The organism is Polyangium sp. 15x6 (assembly GCF_029960785.1).
In the GTDB taxonomy this organism is placed as follows: Bacteria; Myxococcota_A; Polyangia; order Polyangiales; family Polyangiaceae; genus Polyangium.
The window spans coordinates 89,716-110,137 of sequence record NZ_JASBQE010000037.1 but is presented as its reverse complement, the minus strand read 5'-3'; the positions used below and the strand labels follow the sequence as shown (position 1 = coordinate 110,137).

At 66.4% G+C, this 20,422-nt stretch carries 14 protein-coding genes; 9 read left to right on the top strand and 5 right to left on the bottom strand.

Features of this window, described 5'->3' with window-relative positions; all coding sequences use genetic code 11:
* The first annotated feature begins 312 nt into the window (after positions 1–312).
* Positions 313–2,025 (top strand): hypothetical protein, encoded by a 1,713-nt coding sequence (locus tag QHF83_RS26185; RefSeq protein WP_282420669.1) that lies wholly within the window; start codon positions 313–315, stop codon positions 2,023–2,025.
* Positions 2,026–2,734: 709 nt separating this feature from the next.
* Here the strand turns inward: QHF83_RS26185 and QHF83_RS26180 are convergent.
* Positions 2,735–4,090: a hypothetical protein gene (locus QHF83_RS26180; protein ID WP_282420668.1), complete on the bottom strand. Its 1,356-nt coding sequence runs from the start codon at positions 4,088–4,090 to the stop codon at positions 2,735–2,737.
* A 1,279-nt stretch (positions 4,091–5,369) separates the two neighbouring features.
* Between QHF83_RS26180 and QHF83_RS26175 the strand changes: the two genes are divergently transcribed.
* Both QHF83_RS26175 and QHF83_RS26170 read left to right on the top strand, forming a co-directional pair.
* Positions 5,370–5,633, top strand: coding sequence for a hypothetical protein (locus QHF83_RS26175; RefSeq protein WP_282420667.1), 264 nt, complete (start codon positions 5,370–5,372; stop codon positions 5,631–5,633).
* 197 nt (positions 5,634–5,830) lie between these two features.
* On the top strand, positions 5,831–6,019 hold the full coding sequence (locus QHF83_RS26170) for a hypothetical protein (protein WP_282420666.1): 189 nt from the start codon (positions 5,831–5,833) through the stop codon (positions 6,017–6,019).
* A 13-nt stretch (positions 6,020–6,032) separates the two neighbouring features.
* Here the strand turns inward: QHF83_RS26170 and QHF83_RS26165 are convergent, their stop codons facing one another.
* From QHF83_RS26165 to QHF83_RS26155, 3 genes are read right to left on the bottom strand one after another with little or no spacing between them, the layout of a single operon-like run.
* Positions 6,033–7,478: a TolC family protein gene (locus QHF83_RS26165; RefSeq protein WP_282420665.1), complete on the bottom strand. Its 1,446-nt coding sequence runs from the start codon at positions 7,476–7,478 to the stop codon at positions 6,033–6,035.
* On the bottom strand, positions 7,475–10,657 hold the full coding sequence (locus QHF83_RS26160) for an efflux RND transporter permease subunit (RefSeq protein WP_282420664.1): 3,183 nt from the start codon (positions 10,655–10,657) through the stop codon (positions 7,475–7,477). The genes QHF83_RS26165 and QHF83_RS26160 overlap by 4 nt, the downstream gene beginning before the upstream one ends.
* A gap of 7 nt (positions 10,658–10,664) precedes the next feature.
* Positions 10,665–11,762, bottom strand: coding sequence for an efflux RND transporter periplasmic adaptor subunit (locus QHF83_RS26155; RefSeq protein WP_282420663.1), 1,098 nt, complete (start codon positions 11,760–11,762; stop codon positions 10,665–10,667).
* 197 nt (positions 11,763–11,959) lie between these two features.
* Between QHF83_RS26155 and QHF83_RS26150 the strand changes: the two genes are divergently transcribed.
* The 6 genes from QHF83_RS26150 (at position 11,960) to QHF83_RS26125 (ending at position 19,022) form a co-directional block, all read left to right on the top strand.
* A complete protein-coding gene (locus tag QHF83_RS26150) occupies positions 11,960–12,628 on the top strand; it encodes a response regulator transcription factor (RefSeq protein ID WP_282420662.1) in 669 nt (222 codons plus the stop codon).
* A complete protein-coding gene (locus QHF83_RS26145; RefSeq protein WP_282420661.1) occupies positions 12,625–14,040 on the top strand; it encodes an ATP-binding protein in 1,416 nt (471 codons plus the stop codon). The genes QHF83_RS26150 and QHF83_RS26145 overlap by 4 nt, the downstream gene beginning before the upstream one ends.
* An 82-nt stretch (positions 14,041–14,122) precedes the next feature.
* Positions 14,123–14,821 carry a metalloregulator ArsR/SmtB family transcription factor gene (locus QHF83_RS26140; protein WP_282420660.1) on the top strand — a complete coding sequence of 233 codons (699 nt, stop codon included), beginning with the start codon at positions 14,123–14,125 and terminating at the stop codon, positions 14,819–14,821.
* A complete protein-coding gene (locus QHF83_RS26135; protein WP_282420659.1) occupies positions 14,818–15,561 on the top strand; it encodes an MBL fold metallo-hydrolase in 744 nt (247 codons plus the stop codon). The genes QHF83_RS26140 and QHF83_RS26135 overlap by 4 nt, the downstream gene beginning before the upstream one ends.
* The gene (locus QHF83_RS26130) at positions 15,555–16,817 is read left to right on the top strand and encodes an MFS transporter (protein WP_282420658.1); all 1,263 of its coding nucleotides are present in this window, start codon (positions 15,555–15,557) and stop codon (positions 16,815–16,817) included. The genes QHF83_RS26135 and QHF83_RS26130 overlap by 7 nt, the downstream gene beginning before the upstream one ends.
* 381 nt (positions 16,818–17,198) lie before the next feature.
* Positions 17,199–19,022 carry a DNRLRE domain-containing protein gene (locus QHF83_RS26125; protein ID WP_282420657.1) on the top strand — a complete coding sequence of 608 codons (1,824 nt, stop codon included), beginning with the start codon at positions 17,199–17,201 and terminating at the stop codon, positions 19,020–19,022.
* Positions 19,023–19,026: 4 nt separating this feature from the next.
* On the opposite strand, the gene QHF83_RS26120 is transcribed toward QHF83_RS26125, so the two are convergent.
* On the bottom strand, positions 19,027–20,373 hold the full coding sequence (locus tag QHF83_RS26120; RefSeq protein WP_282420656.1) for a hypothetical protein: 1,347 nt from the start codon (positions 20,371–20,373) through the stop codon (positions 19,027–19,029).
* Between the last annotated feature and the right edge of the window lie 49 nt (positions 20,374–20,422).

The following is a 20,422-nucleotide window of genomic DNA, read 5'->3' as shown; positions in this document are numbered from 1 at the left end:
TCCACGATCCGCCGCCAGCGACGCTCGGCCTTGGTCGTCCTCGTAGCCATGACAAGCCTCCCTTCAACGAGGCATACATGCATGGCCGAGGGGGGAGGCGGAAGGATGGGGGTGGCGGGACGGATACGGAGGAGCAAGCCGTCGGTGTCACGACGGGGGTGGCAGTGCGGGGATGGGGTGAGACTCACGCGGGGTTAGTGGGTGGCCCTGCAACGCATGAAAACTCACATCAAACCACGTTTACAGGCACCGCCAGTGTATGTATCCTTGGGTAGAGTTGGCACCATTAGCCCTCACCAGGAGCTACAATCCATGCGCGTCCTTGCATCCGCCTTGTGTGCCGCAACGTTCACCATGCTCCTCTCGCCCGCCCCTGCGCTCGCCGAGCCCTACGAGGTTTATGCACGTTACGAGCCGCACCCCAATGCAGGAGGTAATGCCATCACCATCACTCTAGCTGATGGTGAGATGATCCCTCGTTCGAGCCTCAGTCATAAGCTTGTGGGGCTCTATTTTCGCATAAAAAAGGACGACATCTCGAAAGTTAGCCTGTCCACCCTGCGCAATTTCTCCTACGCCCTCAAGTGCTCGTCGCCTTCTTGCGGTGGGCCTGCGTCACCACTGAGAGTCAAGATCGAGGGAGTCGAACTGGGAAAGGGGACCCCTGATGACAAGCTGCTGATCGCCGCAGGCAAACTGCCCGGCAATGACGTCGTGGACTATCTCTCATTAGAAGTCAGGTCTAAATTTTTGGCGTCATACCTCTGCGCACAGGAGCAAGAGATCCGCAAAGACGGCACAGAGATCAAAGACCCGATGCAGTCGATTTGCCCGCAGATCAAGATGAATGCAGCCGACGCGGGGGCACCAGACAAATGTGATGCAAGCAAGGCGACGCGGGATCAGCTCAACGCCATCGGTTTGCTATCGAGTGGGCTGGGGACGACGAAGAGTCCCGTTTTCTACTCCTTTTGTGGAAAGATAAGCGCCCTGATCGACTGGCAGAAGGCCGCCGGCACTGGGCCCGCAGGCGAAAGCACGAGCGACCGCGATGCGCGTGCTAAGGCTTACCGGACAAGGCAAAAGCACGAATTGAGCATGCTACTGGTCGATCGCATACGCAGTAACGAGCACATCGATAACATCGAAGTGAAGGCTGATGCCGAAGATCAGCCGGAAAACATCTACGTTTGGGCCGACCACCCATTCAGCGTGCTACGAGAGCCCAAGACACAGTTCGCGCTGAAGGAGGTGGATGGCTCCGAGGCGCGCTGGCTCGCCGATTCCACCAATGTTCACCAAGGATCCGAGATCCGACTCGTCCCCACGGAAAAGAGCGTTTGCGCGCACACGGCCAGGTCCTGCGATGAGCTAGTCCACAAGTACCTGACGGTGACCATCGAAGGAACCGACAAGGACGGCAAGCACGTCAATCGCGCTGTGTCTCTCACGGATGCCAGTGACGGCTGGAAGCTCGATATGTCATTGCGTGATTTTCTGTACAAGGAGGTCACCATCAAGCTTTGGTACAATATCGGCGGCGAGCGTTTCGAGATACGACGAGACAGCGTTGTGGTGGAGGACTTCGGGCTCGTAACGAGCTTCCCGGTGGTATCCGAGATAGTCTCGCTCGCCCAGAAGGGGGGAGCGAATGAATTGAATCCCAAGGCCCCAGAGTTCAAGTCCTCGATACCAATTTCATGGGCATACAACATGAGTGCTGCGGAAAGTCGCCATGTGGCAATCACACTGCCGTGGATGATTGGTTATAATTTCCGTGGGGCTCGGCGCCTCGCCGACATGATCAAGGTGTTCCCGCACATGTCCTTGATCCTCCCGTTGTCTGCCGATGCCAATGGCGGCACCTCGTCCAAGCCCAAACAGGACGGGGCGCAGCTCGCCTTCGGCGTTGGCGCTTCGTTCGTCAATACATTTTCCGTTGCTTGGGGCATGACGACGGATACTGGCGCCAACTATGCACTTCTGGGTATATCGGTGCCGGATCTGGTAAAAATCATTCACTAGAACGCACGTGACGAAATGCCGTGCGGTGGCTATCGGGATCCACTTCATCGGATCACGCGCTCAGCACAAGCGCCAATTCTCCTCGCCTCTCAGCTTCCGCTCATAGCAGCTCCCCCGACGGCCTTAGCGAGTCGTTCCTGTGCAATCGATGGTCAGCTCCAGAATGTCGGGGCCCCCGTCGCACCACCTAGCCCACCTAGCCCAGGCGGCCCGGCCTCTCCGGGCCCTCGCGCGCGGCGGATCTCCCCCTCGCGGAGTGTATCATCTCGCCCACCCCCGTCTGGACGACGTCTCATCATGGTGAGCGATCTTCGGAACTTGTCGCCGTAGTAGTTAGATAGATCGCTGGGCGACGCACGGCCGTGCGTCGCCCAGGCCTCCAAACCCGACCCCGGCTCCAGGCCGCTACGCGCCCAGGCCGACTGGTCAAGTTTGAAGGCGCTACACCGGATGGCGGAGAGGGGGGTTGGTCAACTTTGACCACTACCGGCCGTCGGGACCTCGCTTTGGGGCCTCCCCAAAGACCACCCCGACCGCGGGGAGCTCGCTTTGGGGCCTCCCCATGACCGATCCCGACCGCCCGGACCTCACTTCGGGTCGTCACCGCTCCGTTTTGCGCGAGACGGACCCGTTTTTTCCAGCGCCACTGCCACGCTCCCGGCACGTCACCCGAGCCAGAAAGCCGCGAGCGGCGCCGCGGCAAGGAGCATCATCGCGAGCGTGACCGCGTCGATCGGCGAAAGGGAAACCCAGCGCTCGCGGGCGAGAATTTCGGCGCGCTCGCCGGGGAGGAGCTCGAGGTCTTCCGGAGCGCGTCGCCTCGATAGGGACCCTGGCAAGCCGTGGCCCCTTCGCGGGACATGACGAGCACCGGGCCGGGAGGAAGGCGTGCGTGAAGCTCCACGCGGAGGGGCGAGGCGCCGTCGCCGAGGACGAGCCAGCCGTCCTCGCCGAGGACGCCGGCGGGCGCCGTGGCAATACGCGCGAGTCGGCGCCGCGCGCGGAATCGGAGGCGTTCGAGGAAGGCCGCGACGAGCAGTCCGGAGGCGGCGGTGGCGATCCAACCGTACGGCGGGCTGATGATCCCAGCCTTGATATCGCTCATGTGGAGGCTCTTGAAAGTCCGGGTCGAGCGATCCAGCGCGTAACGTTCCTCGCCATCGAGGAAAAGCAGCCCGCGTGGGGCGTCCTCGCGGACGAGGAATGCGTCGTCTTCGGCGACGTCGACGCTGCGGGGATCACAGGCCCACATCTTCGAGCCGGTCAAGATCAGCGGACGGAGGAAGTACTTGTCGTCCGACGTGGAACCGGCTGGGTTGATGAGGAGCGAGCAATCACGGCGAAAGCTCGGGCAGTATCGTTGCGCGACGAGGTTTTGGGGTAGAGGGACTTCGTAGACGCGCGTGGTGTAGACCGGATGCTCCTCGAGGATACAGAATTCCGGACCAGGGGCCACTTCTGCCGCCTCGTGGATTCGCGAAGGCGAACCCTCCTCGACCGGCGGCACGACGCCGATGACCGGGAGGGATTCGACATAACGACCAGGGTCGGAGTCGCGGAGCATCCGTGGCGTGGCCCAGGCGAGCAGGGCGAACGTGCCGGCGAGGGCGGCGAGGCTTCCGGCGCGAAGCAGAGGCGCGAGGAAGGGCGCGCGCTGGGTGAGGAATCGGGCCAGAGGGAAGGTGATGGCGCCGCCGATGGCGAGGGGGAGGAGGCCGAAGAGGGCATGGAAGGGGGCGGCGCGCAGGTCGAGAGAAAACGAGAAAGCGCAGATATCCTCGACGAGCTTCGTTTCGTCGAATCGTTCGCGAACGACCAAGAAAAGGACGGGCCCGAGGAGAAGGGCCAAGGGCGCGAGGCCAAGGGCGAGGGTCGGGCGCCAGGCAGGGAGCTTCGCGGCGGCGACGGCACCACAGACGACGGCGATGGCGAGGAGCAGGACGAGCGCGAAGGCATGGGGCGGGGCCGAGAAGGCGATCCAGGCAGCGCCGCTGGCCCCGATGAGCGCTCCGACGAGGGAGGTGCGCGCTCGCGGGGGGAGGGCGATCGCTGCGGTCTCTGCCATGGAGGGCATCATGCCAGAGAAAAAGTGGGGAAGAGAAGAGCCAGGGAGATGAGCTCCCTCTCTCGAGAGCGGTACTGCTTCATCGTCGCTTGCCGCTCATGCGCGTGGAATGGCAGCGCGAGCGGCTGCCCCGCGCGTGGGACTGCGGGCCGTCCATTGGCACGTCCCGTTCGTGCACTGGGCACAGCAGCATTCGTTGAACGCCTGGCAAGGCTGGCCGCCCGGCTTGCCTTGGCCGGTAAGGCGGAGCCCGCGATGCGGAGGCTCGTCTGGACGCCGGCACCTCGCTTGCAGAGCCTCGTTGATCAGCTTACCCGCACCCGAAGCCGCCTCGCCTGTCGAGGTCCTCGAACGGGCCCGTGGGCACCCATGGTGGGCCGCATGCCGCCAGAAATGGCTCATCCATGGAAACCATGGCTTTTCGTGGACTGCGTTTGTTGCCCCGCTCTGCTAAATCGCAGTTTACCCACCGATGGCATACGCTTTGCGCTGCCCCGGACCTGCCGACTTCACCCCGTGAAACACCCGCTGTGCGCCTATCCAGGGCGCAATCCGCGCAAATTCTGGGCTGCTCGAATGGCCTTGCTGGATCTCGACGGGCAAGCCAAGGAACTCGCTTCGCCGGCTCCCCCACGCGGGCCATTGCATCCGGCTTCCGTCCGTATACCGTACAGTTTGTGCTGCAAGCACTTGTCGAGGGAGGACGCGACCGGGCTCGCCGCGAGTCGTCCGCTGCACTCTGACGGATTGGACGCAGCGGTCATCGCTCGTTGAAGCAGTCCCGAGCCTGGCGATTACCGATGGTCTGTCGCGGAGGGATACGAAGCCATGCCTCAGAGTCCGATGGGAGCAATACTCGAGCAGCTTTGCGTCGGTCCGAGCACCATGCGCTTCGAGCCACCGAACACGTGCCTCGTAGCGTACATCGGAGACCTCGACGCAGAGACGGTTTGTCGCATGAATGCCGCGCTGGAGGCTGTTGCGCGGCTTCACGGCCCCATCAACTTGGTCGTCGATCTGTCGAAAACCGGCAAAGTAAGCGAGCACGCTCGGCGCCAAGGCGTGAGCGGAATGCTGACCCTGGACCCATGTGCCACCGCCGTGTTCGGTGCCAATCCTCACATGGCCGTTCTCGTGTCCATGCTCCTCAGGGCAGCGCGCCTGCTGAGGATGGGGCTTCGGGGCCCGGTTCGATTCTTCCCAACCGAAACGGACGCGCGTGCATGGATCTCACAATTGAAGACAACGACCTAGGGGAAATGCCGCCATGAGGAGAAGCATGAATCGCCTCGGCGAGACGGTGTGCATCCGGTCGGCAGCCGAGCTTACCGCTGTGCGTCCTGCGGAAGATGGCGCACTCGCACTCGTCATCCCCTCCCACTGGAAGCCAGCCTCCGAGGTGAACGTGCATGCGGCGCCCGTCGAGGAGGCGACGCTCGCGTGGTTCCATGGCTTCGGCGAGCTCGCCATGGAGAGGAGCCCTGCGTGGATCGAGACGGTCATCGGAGCGATGGCAGCATGGAGCTCGGCCGCGCTGTCCTGAGCGCTGGGCCACGTGGCCCGAGGACGAGCGCAAGCGCTCCGACCGGGCCTGAGAGCAAACATTACGAATTTTTAATGTCTCTTGTAAGGACCGCGGGCAACCCGCTGGCTACGGTCCAGTGCGATGCCGACGCGTCCCGTGCTGCTGTCGGCCGCCGGAGACGCCAAGCAATGAACAACCAGCGAGAAGACCTCCTGATGCGATTCTTCGACGCATTCGAAACCTGGGGCATCCAGAACGACGCCCAAGGCGCGATCCAGAAGACCGACGACATCATCGCCGCGACGAGAGTGATGCCGGACGAGAACGAGTTCGCCCTGAGGGTCGAGCATGCTTGTGCCTTCCTTCGTGGCTTGGCTGTGGGGAGCAAACTCCTGAAGCGATGAGCGGTCGGCGTGTTCATTGGGTGGGTTTGGCCGTCAACGGATGCAAGCCACCGCCGAGGGCTCGGTAGAGCCCAATGCCAGCCAAGCGCTGCTCGAGGAGCGCATCGATCAGCTCGAGCTCGGCCTCCAACGTGTTTTGCTGCGCGAGGAGCACGTCGAGATAGGTCGCCTTGCCAGCGCGGAAGAGGGCGTCGGCCGTGTCCACCGTCCCGGAGACGGCCACCTTTTGCCGCTTTTTCTGCGCCACGACCTCCGACGTCCGCTCCACCGCCACCAGCGCGTTTTCCACCTCGACGAAGGCCCGAAGAATGACGCCTTGGTAGTTGTACATTGCCTGGACCTGCATCGCCTTCGAGGTGTCGAGCTGCGCTTCGAGCCCGCTCCGGTTCAGGAGAGGCGCGGTGATTCCACCCACCGCCGAATAGACGAGCGACTCGGGCGTCACGAACAGAAACCTCGGATCGAAGGCTTGGTAACCGACACCGGCGGAGAGCGTGAGGCTCGGATAGAACGCCTTGCGCGCCGCCTCGACGTCGAACTTGGTCGCCTGGACCTGGAGCTCGGCCTCGCGAATGTCGGGGCGATTCTCGAGCAGATCGGATGGAATGCCCAGGGAAATCCCGGCCGCGACGTCGCGGAGCAGGAGGTCCTTCGAGCGAACGATCGGCTGGGGGACGCGCCCGAGGAGCAGGTTGATCTGGTTCTCCGTCTCCTTCCGCTGCCGGAGCGTCGCCGCCACCATTGCCTCGGTGCTCGCGAGCTGGCCCTCGAATTGCTGAACCCCGAGCTCGTTCGCTCGTCCCGCTTCTTTTTGGAGGCGCATGATCTCGAGCGACTGCGTCTGTCGCGCCACGGTCTGCGCCAGGATGTCCGTCCGGTGATCGAGCGCGAGGAGCTCGAAGTACGCGAGGGCGACCTCCGATACCAGGATCGTGATGACGAGGTTCGTGCCCTCGATGGTCGCGAGGTACTGGGCCCGCGCCGAGCTGCGCATGCTCCGCAGCTTGCCCCAGAGGTCGATTTCCCAGCTCGCCTGCAAACCGATGACGAAGTCCGGATAGTGTACGGGGACGCGTCGACCGGGGGTGATGTCGGTGGTCGCATTCCCGGCGCCATCCATCGTGTACAAGCCGAACTTGCGGACACCCGCGCCGGCGCCGAGGGAGACCTGCGGCAGCACGGCGCCCGTCGACTGCCGGATGCTTGCGCGCGCGATCTCGATGCGCTGCAACGCGACGCGAAGGTCGTAATTGCTTTCGAGCGCCGTCGCGATCAGCGCGTTGAGCTTCTCGTCGGCGAAGTAGTCCTGCCACTTCATGCCGGCGACGGATGGGCCGGCGCTCTTCGCGTCGAACGACGCGGGCAACTCCACCTCCGGCACTTTCGGCTCCGTGTAGGCGCACCCGAGGGGCGCCGTGAGCGCGAGGGCCAGGAGGATGCTCCTGCGTAGGGTGTTCATGTCTCCGCTCCTGCCGCTTCGGCATCTTCGGCTTTTGCTTCAACCGGCCCCGCTTCCTCGATTGCACGAGGTTGCGAGAGTTTTGCGGCGAGCCCCTTGCACGCCAAGTAGAGCCCCGGCACGAGCACGACGCCCCACAGCGTGCCCATCACCATGCCGCCGACCGTGGCGGTGCCGATCGTGCGATTCGCGATCGCGCCGGCGCCGGTCGCCGTGGCGAGCGGGATGAGCCCGACGATGAACGCGAGCGACGTCATCAGGATGGGCCGAAGCCGCTGCCGCGCAGCTTCCATCACTGCGTCGAACGCGCCAAGCCCCTCACGGCACCGGAGCTCGGCGAACTCGACGATCAGAATCGCGTTCTTTCCGAGCAGGCCGATGAGCACGACCAGCGCGATGTGCGTATAGATGTTGTTTTCGAGGCCCGTCAGCTTCAACAACCCGAACGCTCCGAAGACCCCCGGCGGCAATGAAAGGACGACCGACGCGGGCAGGAGGAAGCTCTCGTACTGCGCCGCGAGGACGAGATAAACGAAGGCGAGCGCGATCAGCCCGACCAGGAGCCCCTGGTTGCCGGCGTTCACCTCGTCGCGCGAGATGCCCGCCCAGTCGATGCCGTATCCGCGCGGGAGCTTGTCGCGCGCCGTCTCCTGGATGGCCTTGATGACATCGCCGCTGCTCACGCCGGGCTTGCCATCTCCATTGAGCTCGGCCGAGGGATACATGTTGTAGCGCGTCGTCTGGTCGACGCCGTACGACTTCTCCATCGTCATGAACGCCGACAGAGGGACGAGCTCGCCGCGGTCACTCCGCACCTGGAGCCGCAGCAGTTGCTCTGGGGACGCGCGGTACTCGGGCAGCGCTTGGACCATCACCTTGTACATCTGCCCGAACCGAATGAAGTTCGTCGCGTATTCGCTGCCGAGCAAGGTCTGGAGCGTGCCGAGCGCACGTTCGATCGAAACGCCCTTTTGCGCCGCGCGATCGACGTCGACGCGGAGCGTGTATTGTGGATAGTTCGCGTTGAAGATCGTGAAGGCGCTCGCGATCTCGTGCCGGCTCTCCAGGTCGGCGACGAACTGGTCGACCACGCCCTGCATTTCGTGGAAGTCTCCGCGCCCGGTCTTGTCGAGCAGGCGCAGCTCGAACCCGCTCGCGTTGCCGTAGCCGGGGACGGACGGCGGCGGGAAGAACTCGAGATCCGCGGCATGAACATGCTCGACCCGCTGCTCGAGGGCCTGGATGATCTCCTGGACCGATCGAGTCCGTTGTTTCCACGGCTTTAGGTTCACGAGACAGGTTCCATATCCGGCCCCGGTTCCGTCCGAGAGCACGTTCGTCCCTGCCAGTGTCGAGATGCTCTCCACGCCCTCGAGGTCGCGCGCCGCCGCCGCGATGGCATTGACGACCTCCTTCGTCTGCTCGAGCGTGGCGCCCGGCGGCGACGTGATGCTGACGTAAAACACGCCCTGGTCTTCCTCGGGGATGAACCCCTGCGGAACCGTCCTCGCGACGAGCCCCGTGCTCACCGCGAAACCGCCGAGCAGAACGAAGGTGACGGCGCGCCGCGCGGCCGTGCGGCGCACGAGCCTCGCGTACCCGCCCTCGAGCCGGGCGTAGCCCCCATTGAACCACCCGAAGAACCGAGCGAGCGCCGTGCGCGGATGCGCCTCGTGTGGCCGGAGGAACCACGCGCAAAGGGCCGGCGTCAGCGTCAGCGCGACCATACCCGACAGAGCGATGGCGATGGCCATCGTCAAAGCGAACTGTCGATAGAAGATCCCGGCCGGCCCGTCGATGAACCCGAGCGGAACGAAGACGGAGCCCATGACGAGCGTGATGGCGATGATCGCCGGGCCGATCTCCCCGAGCGACTGTTCGGTCGCGGCGCGAGGGGAGAGCCCGGTGTGCGTCATCTTGTGGTGGACGGCCTCGACGACCACGATCGCGTCGTCGACGACGATGCCGATCGCCAGCACGAGGGCGAACAGGGTGATCAGGTTCAGCGAGAAGCCCAGGAACTGGATGAAGACGAAAGTGCCGACGAGCGAGACCGGCACGGCGATGACCGGGATCAGCGTCGAGCGAACGTCCTGCAGGAACAAGAACACCACGAGCGCGACGAGGAGGAAGGCCTCGACGAGCGTCTTCACGACCTCGCGGACCGACGCGTCGAGGAAGCGGCTCACGTCGAAGCTGAACGCGTAGTCCATCCCGGGGAGGAAGGACTCCTCTTTGATCGAGGCGAGGCGCTGCTTCACGGCCTCGATGACCTCACGGGCGTTCGACCCGGGGAGCTGCTTCAGCATGATGGATGCGGCGGGCCTCCCGTTGAACTTCGCCTCGACGTCGAAATAGGTCGTCCCGAATTCGACATCGGCGACGTCCTTGATCTTGAGGACTCGACCGTCCGCCATCGCGCGGATGGGAATCGCCTCGTACGCCTCGACCGTGTTGAACTTGCCGGTGTACTTGAGCGTGTACTGGAGTGGTGTCGTCCCCTTGTCGCTGTTTTCGCCGATCTTGCCGGGGGCCGCTTCGACGTTGTACGCCTCGAGCGCGCCGAGCACATCGTCGCTCGACACACCGTACGTCGCCATCTTGTCGGGCTTGAGCCATACCCGCATCGCGTACTCTTTGGCGCCGAGGATGTCGGCGTACCCGACGCCATTGATGCGCTTGAGCTCCGCGAGGACGTTGATGTCGGCGAAGTTGTAGAGGAACTTTTCGTCGTGGTCGGGGTTTTGGCTGTGGATGCTCAAGTACATGAGCATCGCGTTCTCTTCCTTGGCGATCTTCACGCCGTTGCGGATGACCTCCGCGGGCAGCTCGCCCATCACGGCATTCACGCGGTTCTGCACGTTGATCGCCGCGACGTCCGGATCGGTGCCCGTCTCGAAGAGGATTTGCACGACGCCGACGCCGTCGTTGCCGGCGTCGCTGCTCATGTACTTCATCCCCGGCACGCCATTGATCGCGCGCTCGAGCGGGACGATCGCGGCCTTCGTGACGGTCTCGGCGTTCGCGCCCGTGTATTCGACGGTGACGTTGACCTCCGGCGGCGCGACGCTCGGAAACAGCGCCATCGGCATGCGCCGGAGCGAGAGCAACCCGAGGAGCACGAGGATGGTCGAGATGACCGCCGACAAGACGGGGCGACGGACGAATTTCGTCAGCATGCGCGAGTCACCGTGCGGTGGAGGAAATGGCGGGGCGCACGTGGATGCGGCTGCCCTCCTTGATTTTCTGGACCCCCTCGAGGACGAACCGATCCTCCTTCTGGAGGCCGTATTCGACGACGAACGCGTCGTTCAGCCTCGCCTTGGGGACGAGCCTCCGGGCCCTCGCCGTGTTGTCCGCGTCGAGCGCGTACACGAAGATCTCCCCCTGCACTTCGAAGGTCGACTTTTGCGGCACGAGCAGGACGCCCCGCATCTCCGTCTCGAGGACGACCTTGCCGCTGCTGCCGTGCTTGAGCGTGCCGGCGGCGTTGGAGAATTTCGCGCGAAACGCGATGTTCCCCGTCTCCTTGTCGAACTCGCTCTCGATGGCGTCGATGACGCCCGTGACCGGAAATGTGCTGCCGTCGGCGAGCTCGAGCGTGACCTCCTTCGGGCGCTCGGCCGACGCGCCCGAATATTCGAGATACTCCCGCTCGGAGACGCGGAAGTAGGCGTACACGTCGCTCGTGTCGGCGATCGTCGTGAGGAGCTCGTCTTCAGCGACGGCGCTGCCGACCTTGCGCGGGATGCGGTTCACGACACCGTCGAAGGGCGCTTTGATCGTCGCATAGCCGAGCTCGACAGCGACCCGCCCGGCGCCCGCCCGCGCCTCCTCGACCTTCGCCTTCAGCGTCTGGATCTTCGCGTCGACGAGCGCGATCTCGGCCTTCGAGACGACATTCTTGTCGATCAGGAGCTGCATGTTCTCACGCTCGAGCTGGCCGCCCCGGAGCTCGGCCTCCGCGGTCGCGGCGGCCGCTTTCGCCGCGAGGACCTCCTTCTTCAGCGCGCGAGCGTCGATCGAGAACAGCATGTCGCCCGCCTTCACGGTCTGGCCCTCGTCGACGGCGACGGCCTCGATGACGCCCTTGATACGTGATCGCACTTCCGCGTAACGAACCGCTCGGATCTCCGCGACATACTCGCGCTCGACGAATCGATCGGCGACGATGGGCGAAGCGACGGGTAAGGCCAGCCCGGCCTCCGCGGTTGCGCTCGGCTCCGGCTTCACGCCCGGCTTGCAGGCCACGGCATGAATGAGCAAGGAAACGAAAATCGTCATGAAGCGCAAGACCCGAATGCTCGGGGACACCCGGTACCAATGTGCGGGTGACCGAGCGACGGAAGGCTCTCCGGGGTGGGCGGGATGGGGCGACATCGCGCTGGACCGTAGTCACCGGGGGCCCGCGGGTCCTTACAAGCCAGATTAAAAACTCGTAATGTTCCCGCTCCGCATGTTCTGCTAGTCCTTCGGGCGGGATGAAGGTGCTGATCGTCGAGGATGATGCGCGGGTCGCGAAGTTCGTCGCCCGGGTCCTCACGGAAGAAGGCTACGTCACCGACATCTGCGGGAACGGCGCAGATGCCACACAGCAGGCCCAGACGGGGATGTACGACCTCATCGTCCTCGACTGGATGCTACCGGACCTCGACGGCCTCTCCGTCTGCCGCACGCTCCGCCGCGCGGGCTTCGTCACGCCGATCCTCATGCTCACCGCGCGCGGCGAGCTGCGCGAGCGCGTGCTCGGGCTCGAGACGGGCGCGGACGACTACCTCGTGAAGCCCTTCGAGATCGAAGAGCTCCTCGCGCGCATCCGGGCGCTCGTGCGTCGCTCGTCGGCGTTCTCTCGGCTCCACTGCGGGGACCTGGAGATGGATCGCATGAACCGCCGCGCGCTCCTCCGCGGGTCCGCGCTCGACCTCACCGGCCGCGAGTACACGCTCCTCCTGCACCTCGCCCACCGCGTCGATCGCGTGGTGCCGAAGTCGGAGCTCCTCGCGCACGTCTGGGAGATGAAGTTCGACCCCGGAACGAACCTCGTCGAGGTCCACGTGAGCCGCCTCCGCGACAAGCTCGGCGCTCATGCCTGGATGATCGAGACCGTGCGCGGCGTCGGCTACCGGCTCCGCGCGGAGCGGGCGCCGTGAGCTTCCGGAGGCGCTTCGTCGGCGCAGTCTCGGTGATGACGATGGCGACGCTCGGCGGGGCGCTCATGGCCATCTCCATCGCGGTCAACGGATCCCAGCAGCGCCAGCTCGACGAGGCGCTGCGCGCCGAAGCCGCGGAGGAGGCGCGCGAGGCGTCCGCGCTCGGCGGCGACGAGCTCGCCATCAGCGACCGCCCCGGGCCCGCGGCGAACGACGTCGGACCGCTGACGAAGTACGCGGCGATCTTCGCGGCCGATGGCCATGTCGTCGCCGCGACGCCGACGTTCAACGGCTCGCCTCCGCCGATCGAGACGCTGGGACCAGGCTCGAACGAGTGCTTCGATCTGTGGTTCCGCGGCGAGCACCTGCGCGGCGTGCTCAGCCCGATCCCGGCCCACCCGGGCACGCGCCTCCTGCTCGCGGCGCCCCGCACCGATCTGGACGGCGATGCGTCCTTTCTCGCCCGCGCGATGCTCACCGTGTTCTTCGTCGCCGTCGGCTGGTCCGTGCTCCTCGCGACGTGGATCGTCCGCCGGCTGACGCGTGAGCACGAGGCGATCACGCTCGTCGCGCGGCGGGTGGCGGCCGGTGATCTCTCCGCCCGCGTCGCGACGCGTACGGGGGACGCGGAGATCGCCCAGCTCGGCAAGGACATCAACGAGATGATCGAGCGCCTCGACGTGCTCGTCGCCTCGCAGCATCGGTTCATCGCGCAGGCCGCCCACGAGATGCGCTCGCCGCTCACCACGCTCTACGGCGAGCTCTCGCACGCCCTGCGCAAGCCGCGCGACGCGGACACCTATCGGCAGGCGATCGAGGAGGCGCTCGAAGCCGCCCGCCGGCTCAAGCTCATGACCGACGACTTGCTGGCCCTCGCGCGCCTCGGCGCGGACGTGGGCGAACCTTCGGAGCCGGTGGATGTCCTCGACCGAGCTCGCGCTGCGGCCGAGGCGGTCGCCTGGGAGGCCCGCGAGCGGGATACGCGTATCGATATCCGGGGCGACGCTCGGCTCCTCCTGGTGGGGCATTCGCGGAACCTGGAGCGGCTCCTTCGGAATCTCATCGAGAATGCCGTACGTCATTCGCCCACGGGGGGCTGCGTCGATGTCGTCGTCGAGCAGCGCGGCGACGTGATCGAGGCCGCGGTGAGCGACGAGGGGCCCGGGATACCCGAGGCCGAACGCGAGCGGGTGTTCGAGCCCTTCTACCGGGGCGTGCGCGAGCGGGCAGGCGACATGCCGGGCGCCGGGCTCGGTTTGCCCATTGCGCGTCAGATCGCGCGAGCCCATGGCGGCGACGTGCTCATCGATGCCGCGCGAACGAAGGGGAGCCGGGTCGTCGTGCGACTCCCGGTCGCTCGTGGAGGGGATGCCGTCGGCGATCGGCGTGAGGGGGAACGGGCGGGCGTTTGAGCTGGGCTTACAAATCGAAGGATGAGCGCTGCCCCGTTCGCACTTGCGCGGACGCCAGCTCGTCGAGTATTCAAGTGGTTCATTGAACACTGAAGCATCCACGATCACGCATCGGCAGTTCAAGGACTCCGTCTACGAGCAACTCGCCCGCGTCGGGAAGGCCATGGCTGCCCCCAAGCGCATCGAGCTGCTCGACCTGCTCTGCCAGGCGCCGCGTACGGTCGAGACGCTCGCCGAGCTCTCGGGCATCAGCGTCGCGAACGCCTCCCAGCACCTCAAGGTGCTCCGGGAGGCCCGGCTCGTCACGGCCGAGAAGCAGGGGCTTTACGTCGAGTACCGCGTCGCCGACGCGCAGGTGGGGCTCTACTTCCACGCGCTCCGCACCGTCGCCGAGACGCGCCTCGTCGAGCTCGAGCGGATCACGCGGCAGCACCTCGAACGACACGGCGCCCCGGAGCCGGTGTGCGGCGAGGAGCTCCTGCGCCGCGTGCGGGCTCGTGAGGTCACGGTCCTCGATGTGCGGCCGCTCGAGGAGTACCGCGCAGGCCACATCCCCGGGGCGATCTCCGTCCCTCTGCCCGAGCTCGCGAAGCGCCTCGCCAAGCTGCCGAAGAACAGGGAGATCGTCGCGTATTGCCGGGGCCCCTATTGCATCTGGGCGGTCGAGGCCGTCGAGCTTCTACGCAAGAAGGGCTTCCGGGCACAGCGCATGGAATTCGGCGTCCTCGATTGGCGCGCCCGCGGCTACCGCGTCGAAACCCAGAAAGAAACGCAGGCATGATCTTCAAGCCTTATTATTCCTTCGAGATCGGGTGTGCCGCGTATCTGTTCGGCTGCGGAGGACTTGGAAAGTGCGCCGTCGTCGATGCGCAGGAGCGCGACATCGATGTGTACATCGCGTTCGCGGCCTCGAAGGGGATGCGCATCACGCACGTGTTCGACACACACGTCCACGCCGATCATCGCTCCGGCGGTCCCGAGCTCGCGCGACGAACATCGGCCGCCTATTGCCTCCACGAGTCCGCAGACGTCGCGCTGCCCTTCGAGCCGCTCCAAGACGGGCAGGAGGTCGAGCTCGGCAACACGCGCGTAAAAGTGCTTCACACGCCGGGGCACACGCTGGAGAGCGTTTGCTTGCTCGTTTCCGATCTGCGACGCGGCCCCGAGCCGTGGTTCGTCCTGACAGGGGATACGTTGTTCGTCGGCGCGGTGGGCCGGCCGGATCTGCCTGGGCGCGCGCAGGAGAATGCGGGGCAGCTCTTCGACAGCATCCACGCGAAGCTGCTGCCCCTTCCGGACGACGTCGAGGTGTATCCGGCGCATTTCGCGGGCTCTGCCTGCGGCGCGGGCATGAGCGGGAAGCCTTCGAGCACGATGGCCTTCGAGAAGCGCTGGAATGCCATGCTCACGATGACGCGCGAGGCGTTCATCGAGACCCTCGCGAACGTCCCGCCGAAGCCGACCGAGATGCAGGAGATCCTGCGTTACAACCAGGGACGTCAGGCCGGGGCCCGATGGTGATCGCCGGCCCCGCAGAGCACGCCGGCCCCACGCGCCTCGGATTGCGCGAAAACCTCGGGCAGTTCTCGCTCCTCGTGGTCGTCAATGCGTTCGTCGGGGCGATGATCGGGATGGAGAGGAGCATCCTGCCCGCCATCGCCGAGCAGGAGTTCCGCCTCGCCGCGCGGGCGGCCGTGCTCTCGTTCATCGTGGTCTTCGGCGTGACGAAGGCGTTCACGAACTACCTCGCCGGGAGGCTCTCCGACCGCTTCGGCCGCAAGCAGGTGCTCCTGGGCGGCTGGCTCATCGCGGCGCCCGTGCCGTTCCTGCTCATGTGGGCGCCGAGCTTTGCGTGGGTGCTCTTCGCGAACGTGCTGCTCGGCGTGAGCCAGGGCCTCACGTGGTCGACGACCGTCATCATGAAGATCGACCTCGCCGGCCCGAAGAATCGCGGCCTCGCGATGGGATTCAACGAGTTCGCCGGCTACTTCGCCGTCGCCGGGAGCGCGCTCGCGACCGGCTGGATCGCGGCGCGATATGGGCTGCGCCCCGAGCCGTTTTACCTCGGCATTGGGTTCGTCGCGCTGGGACTCGGCCTCTCTGCGCTCGCGGTGCGTGAAACCAAGCACCACGCCGCGCACGAATCGCGCCTGCACGGCGAGCCGTCCACCCGCGGCGCGCCCACCCAGCGCGAGATCTTCTGGCGCACGACCTTGCTCGATCGGAACCTCTTCAGCGTGACCCAGGCCGGGCTCGTGAACAACCTCAACGACGGCATGGCCTGGGGCCTGTTCCCGCTCTTTTTCGCGGCGGCAGGCATGAGCCTCGAGCAGATCGGCGTGCTCGCGGCGATCTACCCTGCGACGTGGGGGCTCGCGCAACTCGTCACGGGCGCGCTGTCGGACCGCGTCGGGCGCAAATGGCTCATCGCGAGCGGCATGTGGGTGCAGGCCGTGGGAATCGTCGTGGTGATCGTCGCGGCGGGGTTCGCCGGTTTCGCCGCGGGCGCCGCGCTGCTCGGCGTCGGCACGGCGATGGTCTATCCGACCCTGCTCGCGGCGATCGGCGACGTGGCGCATCCCTCCTGGCGCGCGTCGTCGGTCGGGGTGTATCGACTCTGGCGCGACCTGGGATACGCCATCGGCGCGGTGATTGCGGGTGTCACGGCCGATGCTCTCGGCCTCCCCGTCGCCATGGGGCTCGTGGCTGCCTTGACGTTCGCCTCGGGGCTCGGAGTCGCCGTGCGGATGCGGGAAACGCTCGGCGCGTCGAGATGAGGTTCACCCCTCTCCGGTGACACTGCCGGCATCGTGATCCGACGCGCTCTTCTTCTCCTTGCGCGGATCCGGCGCTCCGCCCGATTCCCCGCCGCAGCCACTGCCCGACGATTGCTCGAACCCCGAGGAGGCTCAACGGGGACCTCGTCGCGGACACGCCGTACGATCCGGGGCCCATCGACGCCCCGCTCCTCTCGTGCGGGGGCGCGGCATTGCCTGGCCAGTGCACGCTGGACTGGAATTCGTGCGCTGTCGAGACCGATCCGGATCGGCTCTTGCTGTGCTCTCCACGGGTGTCGTGGACGGGGCGTGGCCGAGCACGGGGCGCACAGCGGCCTCGGCATGGCCGGTCCCGGCACGGCGACGACAACGGAGGAGAGGGTGGCATTTCATCGTTTGGCGCTGTTCATACCCGCCCTCGCGGCGCTCTCCGCATCGAGCCCCGCGGCGACCGCGGATGCACGGTCGTGCGTCACGATCCAGCGCGGCGCGCTGGAAGCGGTCACGGACGCGTCCGTGGTGAGCTTCGGAGCGCTCGCGGATCGGAATTTCGGGCAAGATCCACGACTCTACGTGGGAAAGGCGGGCCCGGTGGAGTCGCGGGCGCTGCTCCGGTTCGACCTCGGCGAGATACCGCCGCGCGCCGAGATCCAATCCGCCACCGTCACGCTCGGCGAGCCGTCGGACACGGGCTCGATGACGATCGACGTGCATCGGATCACCGCGCCGTGGGACGAGCACTTCGCCACGTGGTCTCGATCCGCGGGGGCGTTCGATTCGTCCGTGGAGGCGTCCTTCGCGGCGCGCGGGCCTGCCGGCGGCGGCGACGTCGCCTTCGATGTCACGCCGCTCGTGCGCACATGGATCGGCGGAGCGGCCCCGAACCACGGCGTGATGCTCGTGGCGCGTGATTCCGGGCTCACGGAGCTCTGCAGCACCGAATACCCGGAGACGAAGCGAAAGCCGCGCCTCGAGGTGTGCTTCACGCCGCCGCCGTCCTGCGACGCGCTCTGGAGCACGCGCGTGGACGGCGGCGCGCTCGCGACCGACAGCGCGGGGAACGCGATCGTCGCCGGCCAGATCCAGGGCGCCGTCACCGTCGCGAAGCTCGACCCCACGGGCAGGGTCCTCTGGTCGAAGCGCTTCGAGTCATCGAGCGCATACGCCTCGGCGGTCGCGATCGACGGGGCGGACAACGTCCTGATCACCGGAGGCTTTCGCGACACCATCGACTTCGGCGCTGGGGTGCTCGACAATCCCTTGCGCGCGCTCGGCGTCGCGTTCGTGGCCAAGCTCGATCCGGATGGGCATGCCCTCTGGAGCCGGCGCGCCGTTGGGAGCGAGCGGCACTACCTCCACGGGATCGCCGCCGATACGGCTGGCAACGTCGTCGTCACTGGCTCGTTCGAGCGCGATTTCTCGTTCACGAGTGAGCCGCGGCTTTCGGCTCCCGGTCTGCGAGAGGACATCTTCCTCGCGAAGTTCGCCCCGACCGGCGATCTCCTCTGGGAGAAGCGGTTCGGCGGCGCCGAGACCGATCGGGCTTACGGCATCGCGATGGGCCGGGGTGATGACATCCTGTTGACCGGATTCGCCAGCCGAACCATCGATTTCGGCGGCGGTCCCCTCGCGGGCGAGGCGGACTTCGACATGTTCGTCGCGCGGCTCGGCCCGGACGGCGTCCCGCGCTGGGTCCGTCGCTTCCACGACGCGACCGGCGAGGCCATCGCCGTCGACGCCTCGGATCACGTCATCGTCGGCGCCAATGGGTCGAGCGTGTTTTACGTCGGACCGAACGCGCCGCCCGCGCCCGAGCGCGTCATGGCCGTGCTGAAGCTCGACCCCGGCGGCGGCGACATCTGGAGCAAACGCCTCCCCAGCGCGGAGCGAGGCGGCATCCGCGACCTCGCCGTCGACGCGGCGGGAAACATCGTATTGACCGGCTTCATGCGCAGCGACGTCGATGTCGGCGGCACGCCGCTGCGGCACGTCGGCGAGGACGACATCTTCCTTGCCAAGCTCGATCCGGAAGGCCGTCACCTCCGGAGCTGCGCCTTCGGCGATCCCGCGGATCAGAGCGGCGAGGAGGTCGCCATCGACCGGGCGGGCAACGTCCTGCTCCTCGCCCAGGGCGAGGGCCGCACAGCCTATGGCCCCGGCCTCTTCGCGGATTCCGGCAGCTACGTCACGAAGCTCGCCTGGTAGGCGGTCACGGCGCGAGCGCGGCGACGAAGATCGCGTCGCGCTCGCCGCTCGTGATCGCGCCGCCCCCGAGATCGATCGTGCCGTGGAAGGTGCCGGCGACGATCATCCGGCCCGCGCGCTCGACCACCATGCCCACGGGCCGTCCGCCGTTCGGGAAGGGACGTGTCCACACCGGGTCTCCGTAAACATTGAGCCGCGCTGCGGAGAACCCGTGCTCGGTCCGGCTCACGAGCCGCACGTCGCCGGCCGCGTCGGCGCCGAGGAGCGACGCGTCCCGGTCCTTGCGCCAGATCAGCTCGCCCTGGGGCGTGAGCTTGACGATCCAGGGTCCTCCGAACGGGTTCATGACCGGATCGTTGCCGAGGTCGGCGGGGCCGGCTCCCGCGAACAGGACGTTGTCGTCCGCGTCCACGGCGATGGTGTACGCGTCCACATCGCCGCGCTCGGACGCGGGAGGGGACCAGCGCCGGAAGAGCTTCCGCCACATCACGCCGCCGCTCCGGTCGAGCTTCGTGAGCGGCGCCCGGCTCCCCTGGGCGTTGTCCTCCACGACGATCACGGATCCCTCGCTGCCCGTGACCGCGCGGACCGGGCCGTCGTCGCTCGACTGGCCGAATTTCTGCGTCCAACGGGCCTCCCCCTCGGCGCCGAGGCCCACAGCGAAGCTCGACACACCACGGATGAGCTCCATGCCGCCGACGCGGAGATGACCATCGAACCAGCCCACGATCACGGCGCCGCCCGCGCCGTCGGGGGTGATGACATCCACGCTGACCACGGCATCATCGGTCTGGAAAGGGAGCGGGCGGCGCCAGAGCACGGTTCCACCGGGGGCGAGCTTCTCCAGGAAATGGCCTTCATCGTTCGTGTCCAGCACGCCGCTGACGAAGACGTTTCCCGCCTGGTCGACCGCGACTCCCTCGCTCATGGATTTCACGCTGTGGATCGGTGTGCTCCAGCGCGTTCGGCCGCTGGGATCGAGCCTCGCGACGAAGGCCGCCTTCCGCTGCTCGGCGGAAATCGTCCCCGCGCCGAGATCCATCGATCCCGCGAACGTCCCGGCGATCCAGATGTCACCGTCGGGGCCCAACGCGAGTCCGGTGACGGCAGGGTGGACTTCCTCCCCATTCACCATGGGAGGATCCTCTCCGACCGGGAAAACGCGGGCCCAGGCGACATCTCCCGCGCGCGTGGTCTCCGCGCTTCTCGCGAGGTACGTGTCCTCGGCCGGAGAGCAGCCACCCGTGAGCAGGAGGATCCCTCCCGCGGTGACGATTCGCGCGATGATCTGCATGCCGGGAGACGAATGCGCGCGGCATGCCTGACGCCCCATCGTTTCCGCAGGGCGCACGAGCGCCGCCTCCGCTCCCGCCCGTCTTGACCGCACGAGCCCCTCCCGC

What these genes read in the sequence shown, in the direction of transcription:
- QHF83_RS26155 (WP_282420663.1), bottom strand. Translation starts at nt 11,762, where the DNA reads ATGACGATTTTCGTTTCCTTGCTCATTCATGCCGTGGCCTGCAAGCCG.
- QHF83_RS26180 (WP_282420668.1), bottom strand. Translation starts at nt 4,090, where the DNA reads ATGGCAGAGACCGCAGCGATCGCCCTCCCCCCGCGAGCGCGCACCTCC.
- QHF83_RS26160 (WP_282420664.1), bottom strand. Translation starts at nt 10,657, where the DNA reads ATGCTGACGAAATTCGTCCGTCGCCCCGTCTTGTCGGCGGTCATCTCG.
- QHF83_RS26130 (WP_282420658.1), top strand. Translation starts at nt 15,555, where the DNA reads ATGGTGATCGCCGGCCCCGCAGAGCACGCCGGCCCCACGCGCCTCGGA.
- QHF83_RS26150 (WP_282420662.1), top strand. Translation starts at nt 11,960, where the DNA reads ATGAAGGTGCTGATCGTCGAGGATGATGCGCGGGTCGCGAAGTTCGTC.
- QHF83_RS26170 (WP_282420666.1), top strand. Translation starts at nt 5,831, where the DNA reads ATGCGATTCTTCGACGCATTCGAAACCTGGGGCATCCAGAACGACGCC.
- QHF83_RS26135 (WP_282420659.1), top strand. Translation starts at nt 14,818, where the DNA reads ATGATCTTCAAGCCTTATTATTCCTTCGAGATCGGGTGTGCCGCGTAT.
- QHF83_RS26165 (WP_282420665.1), bottom strand. Translation starts at nt 7,478, where the DNA reads ATGAACACCCTACGCAGGAGCATCCTCCTGGCCCTCGCGCTCACGGCG.
- QHF83_RS26185 (WP_282420669.1), top strand. Translation starts at nt 313, where the DNA reads ATGCGCGTCCTTGCATCCGCCTTGTGTGCCGCAACGTTCACCATGCTC.
- QHF83_RS26175 (WP_282420667.1), top strand. Translation starts at nt 5,370, where the DNA reads ATGAATCGCCTCGGCGAGACGGTGTGCATCCGGTCGGCAGCCGAGCTT.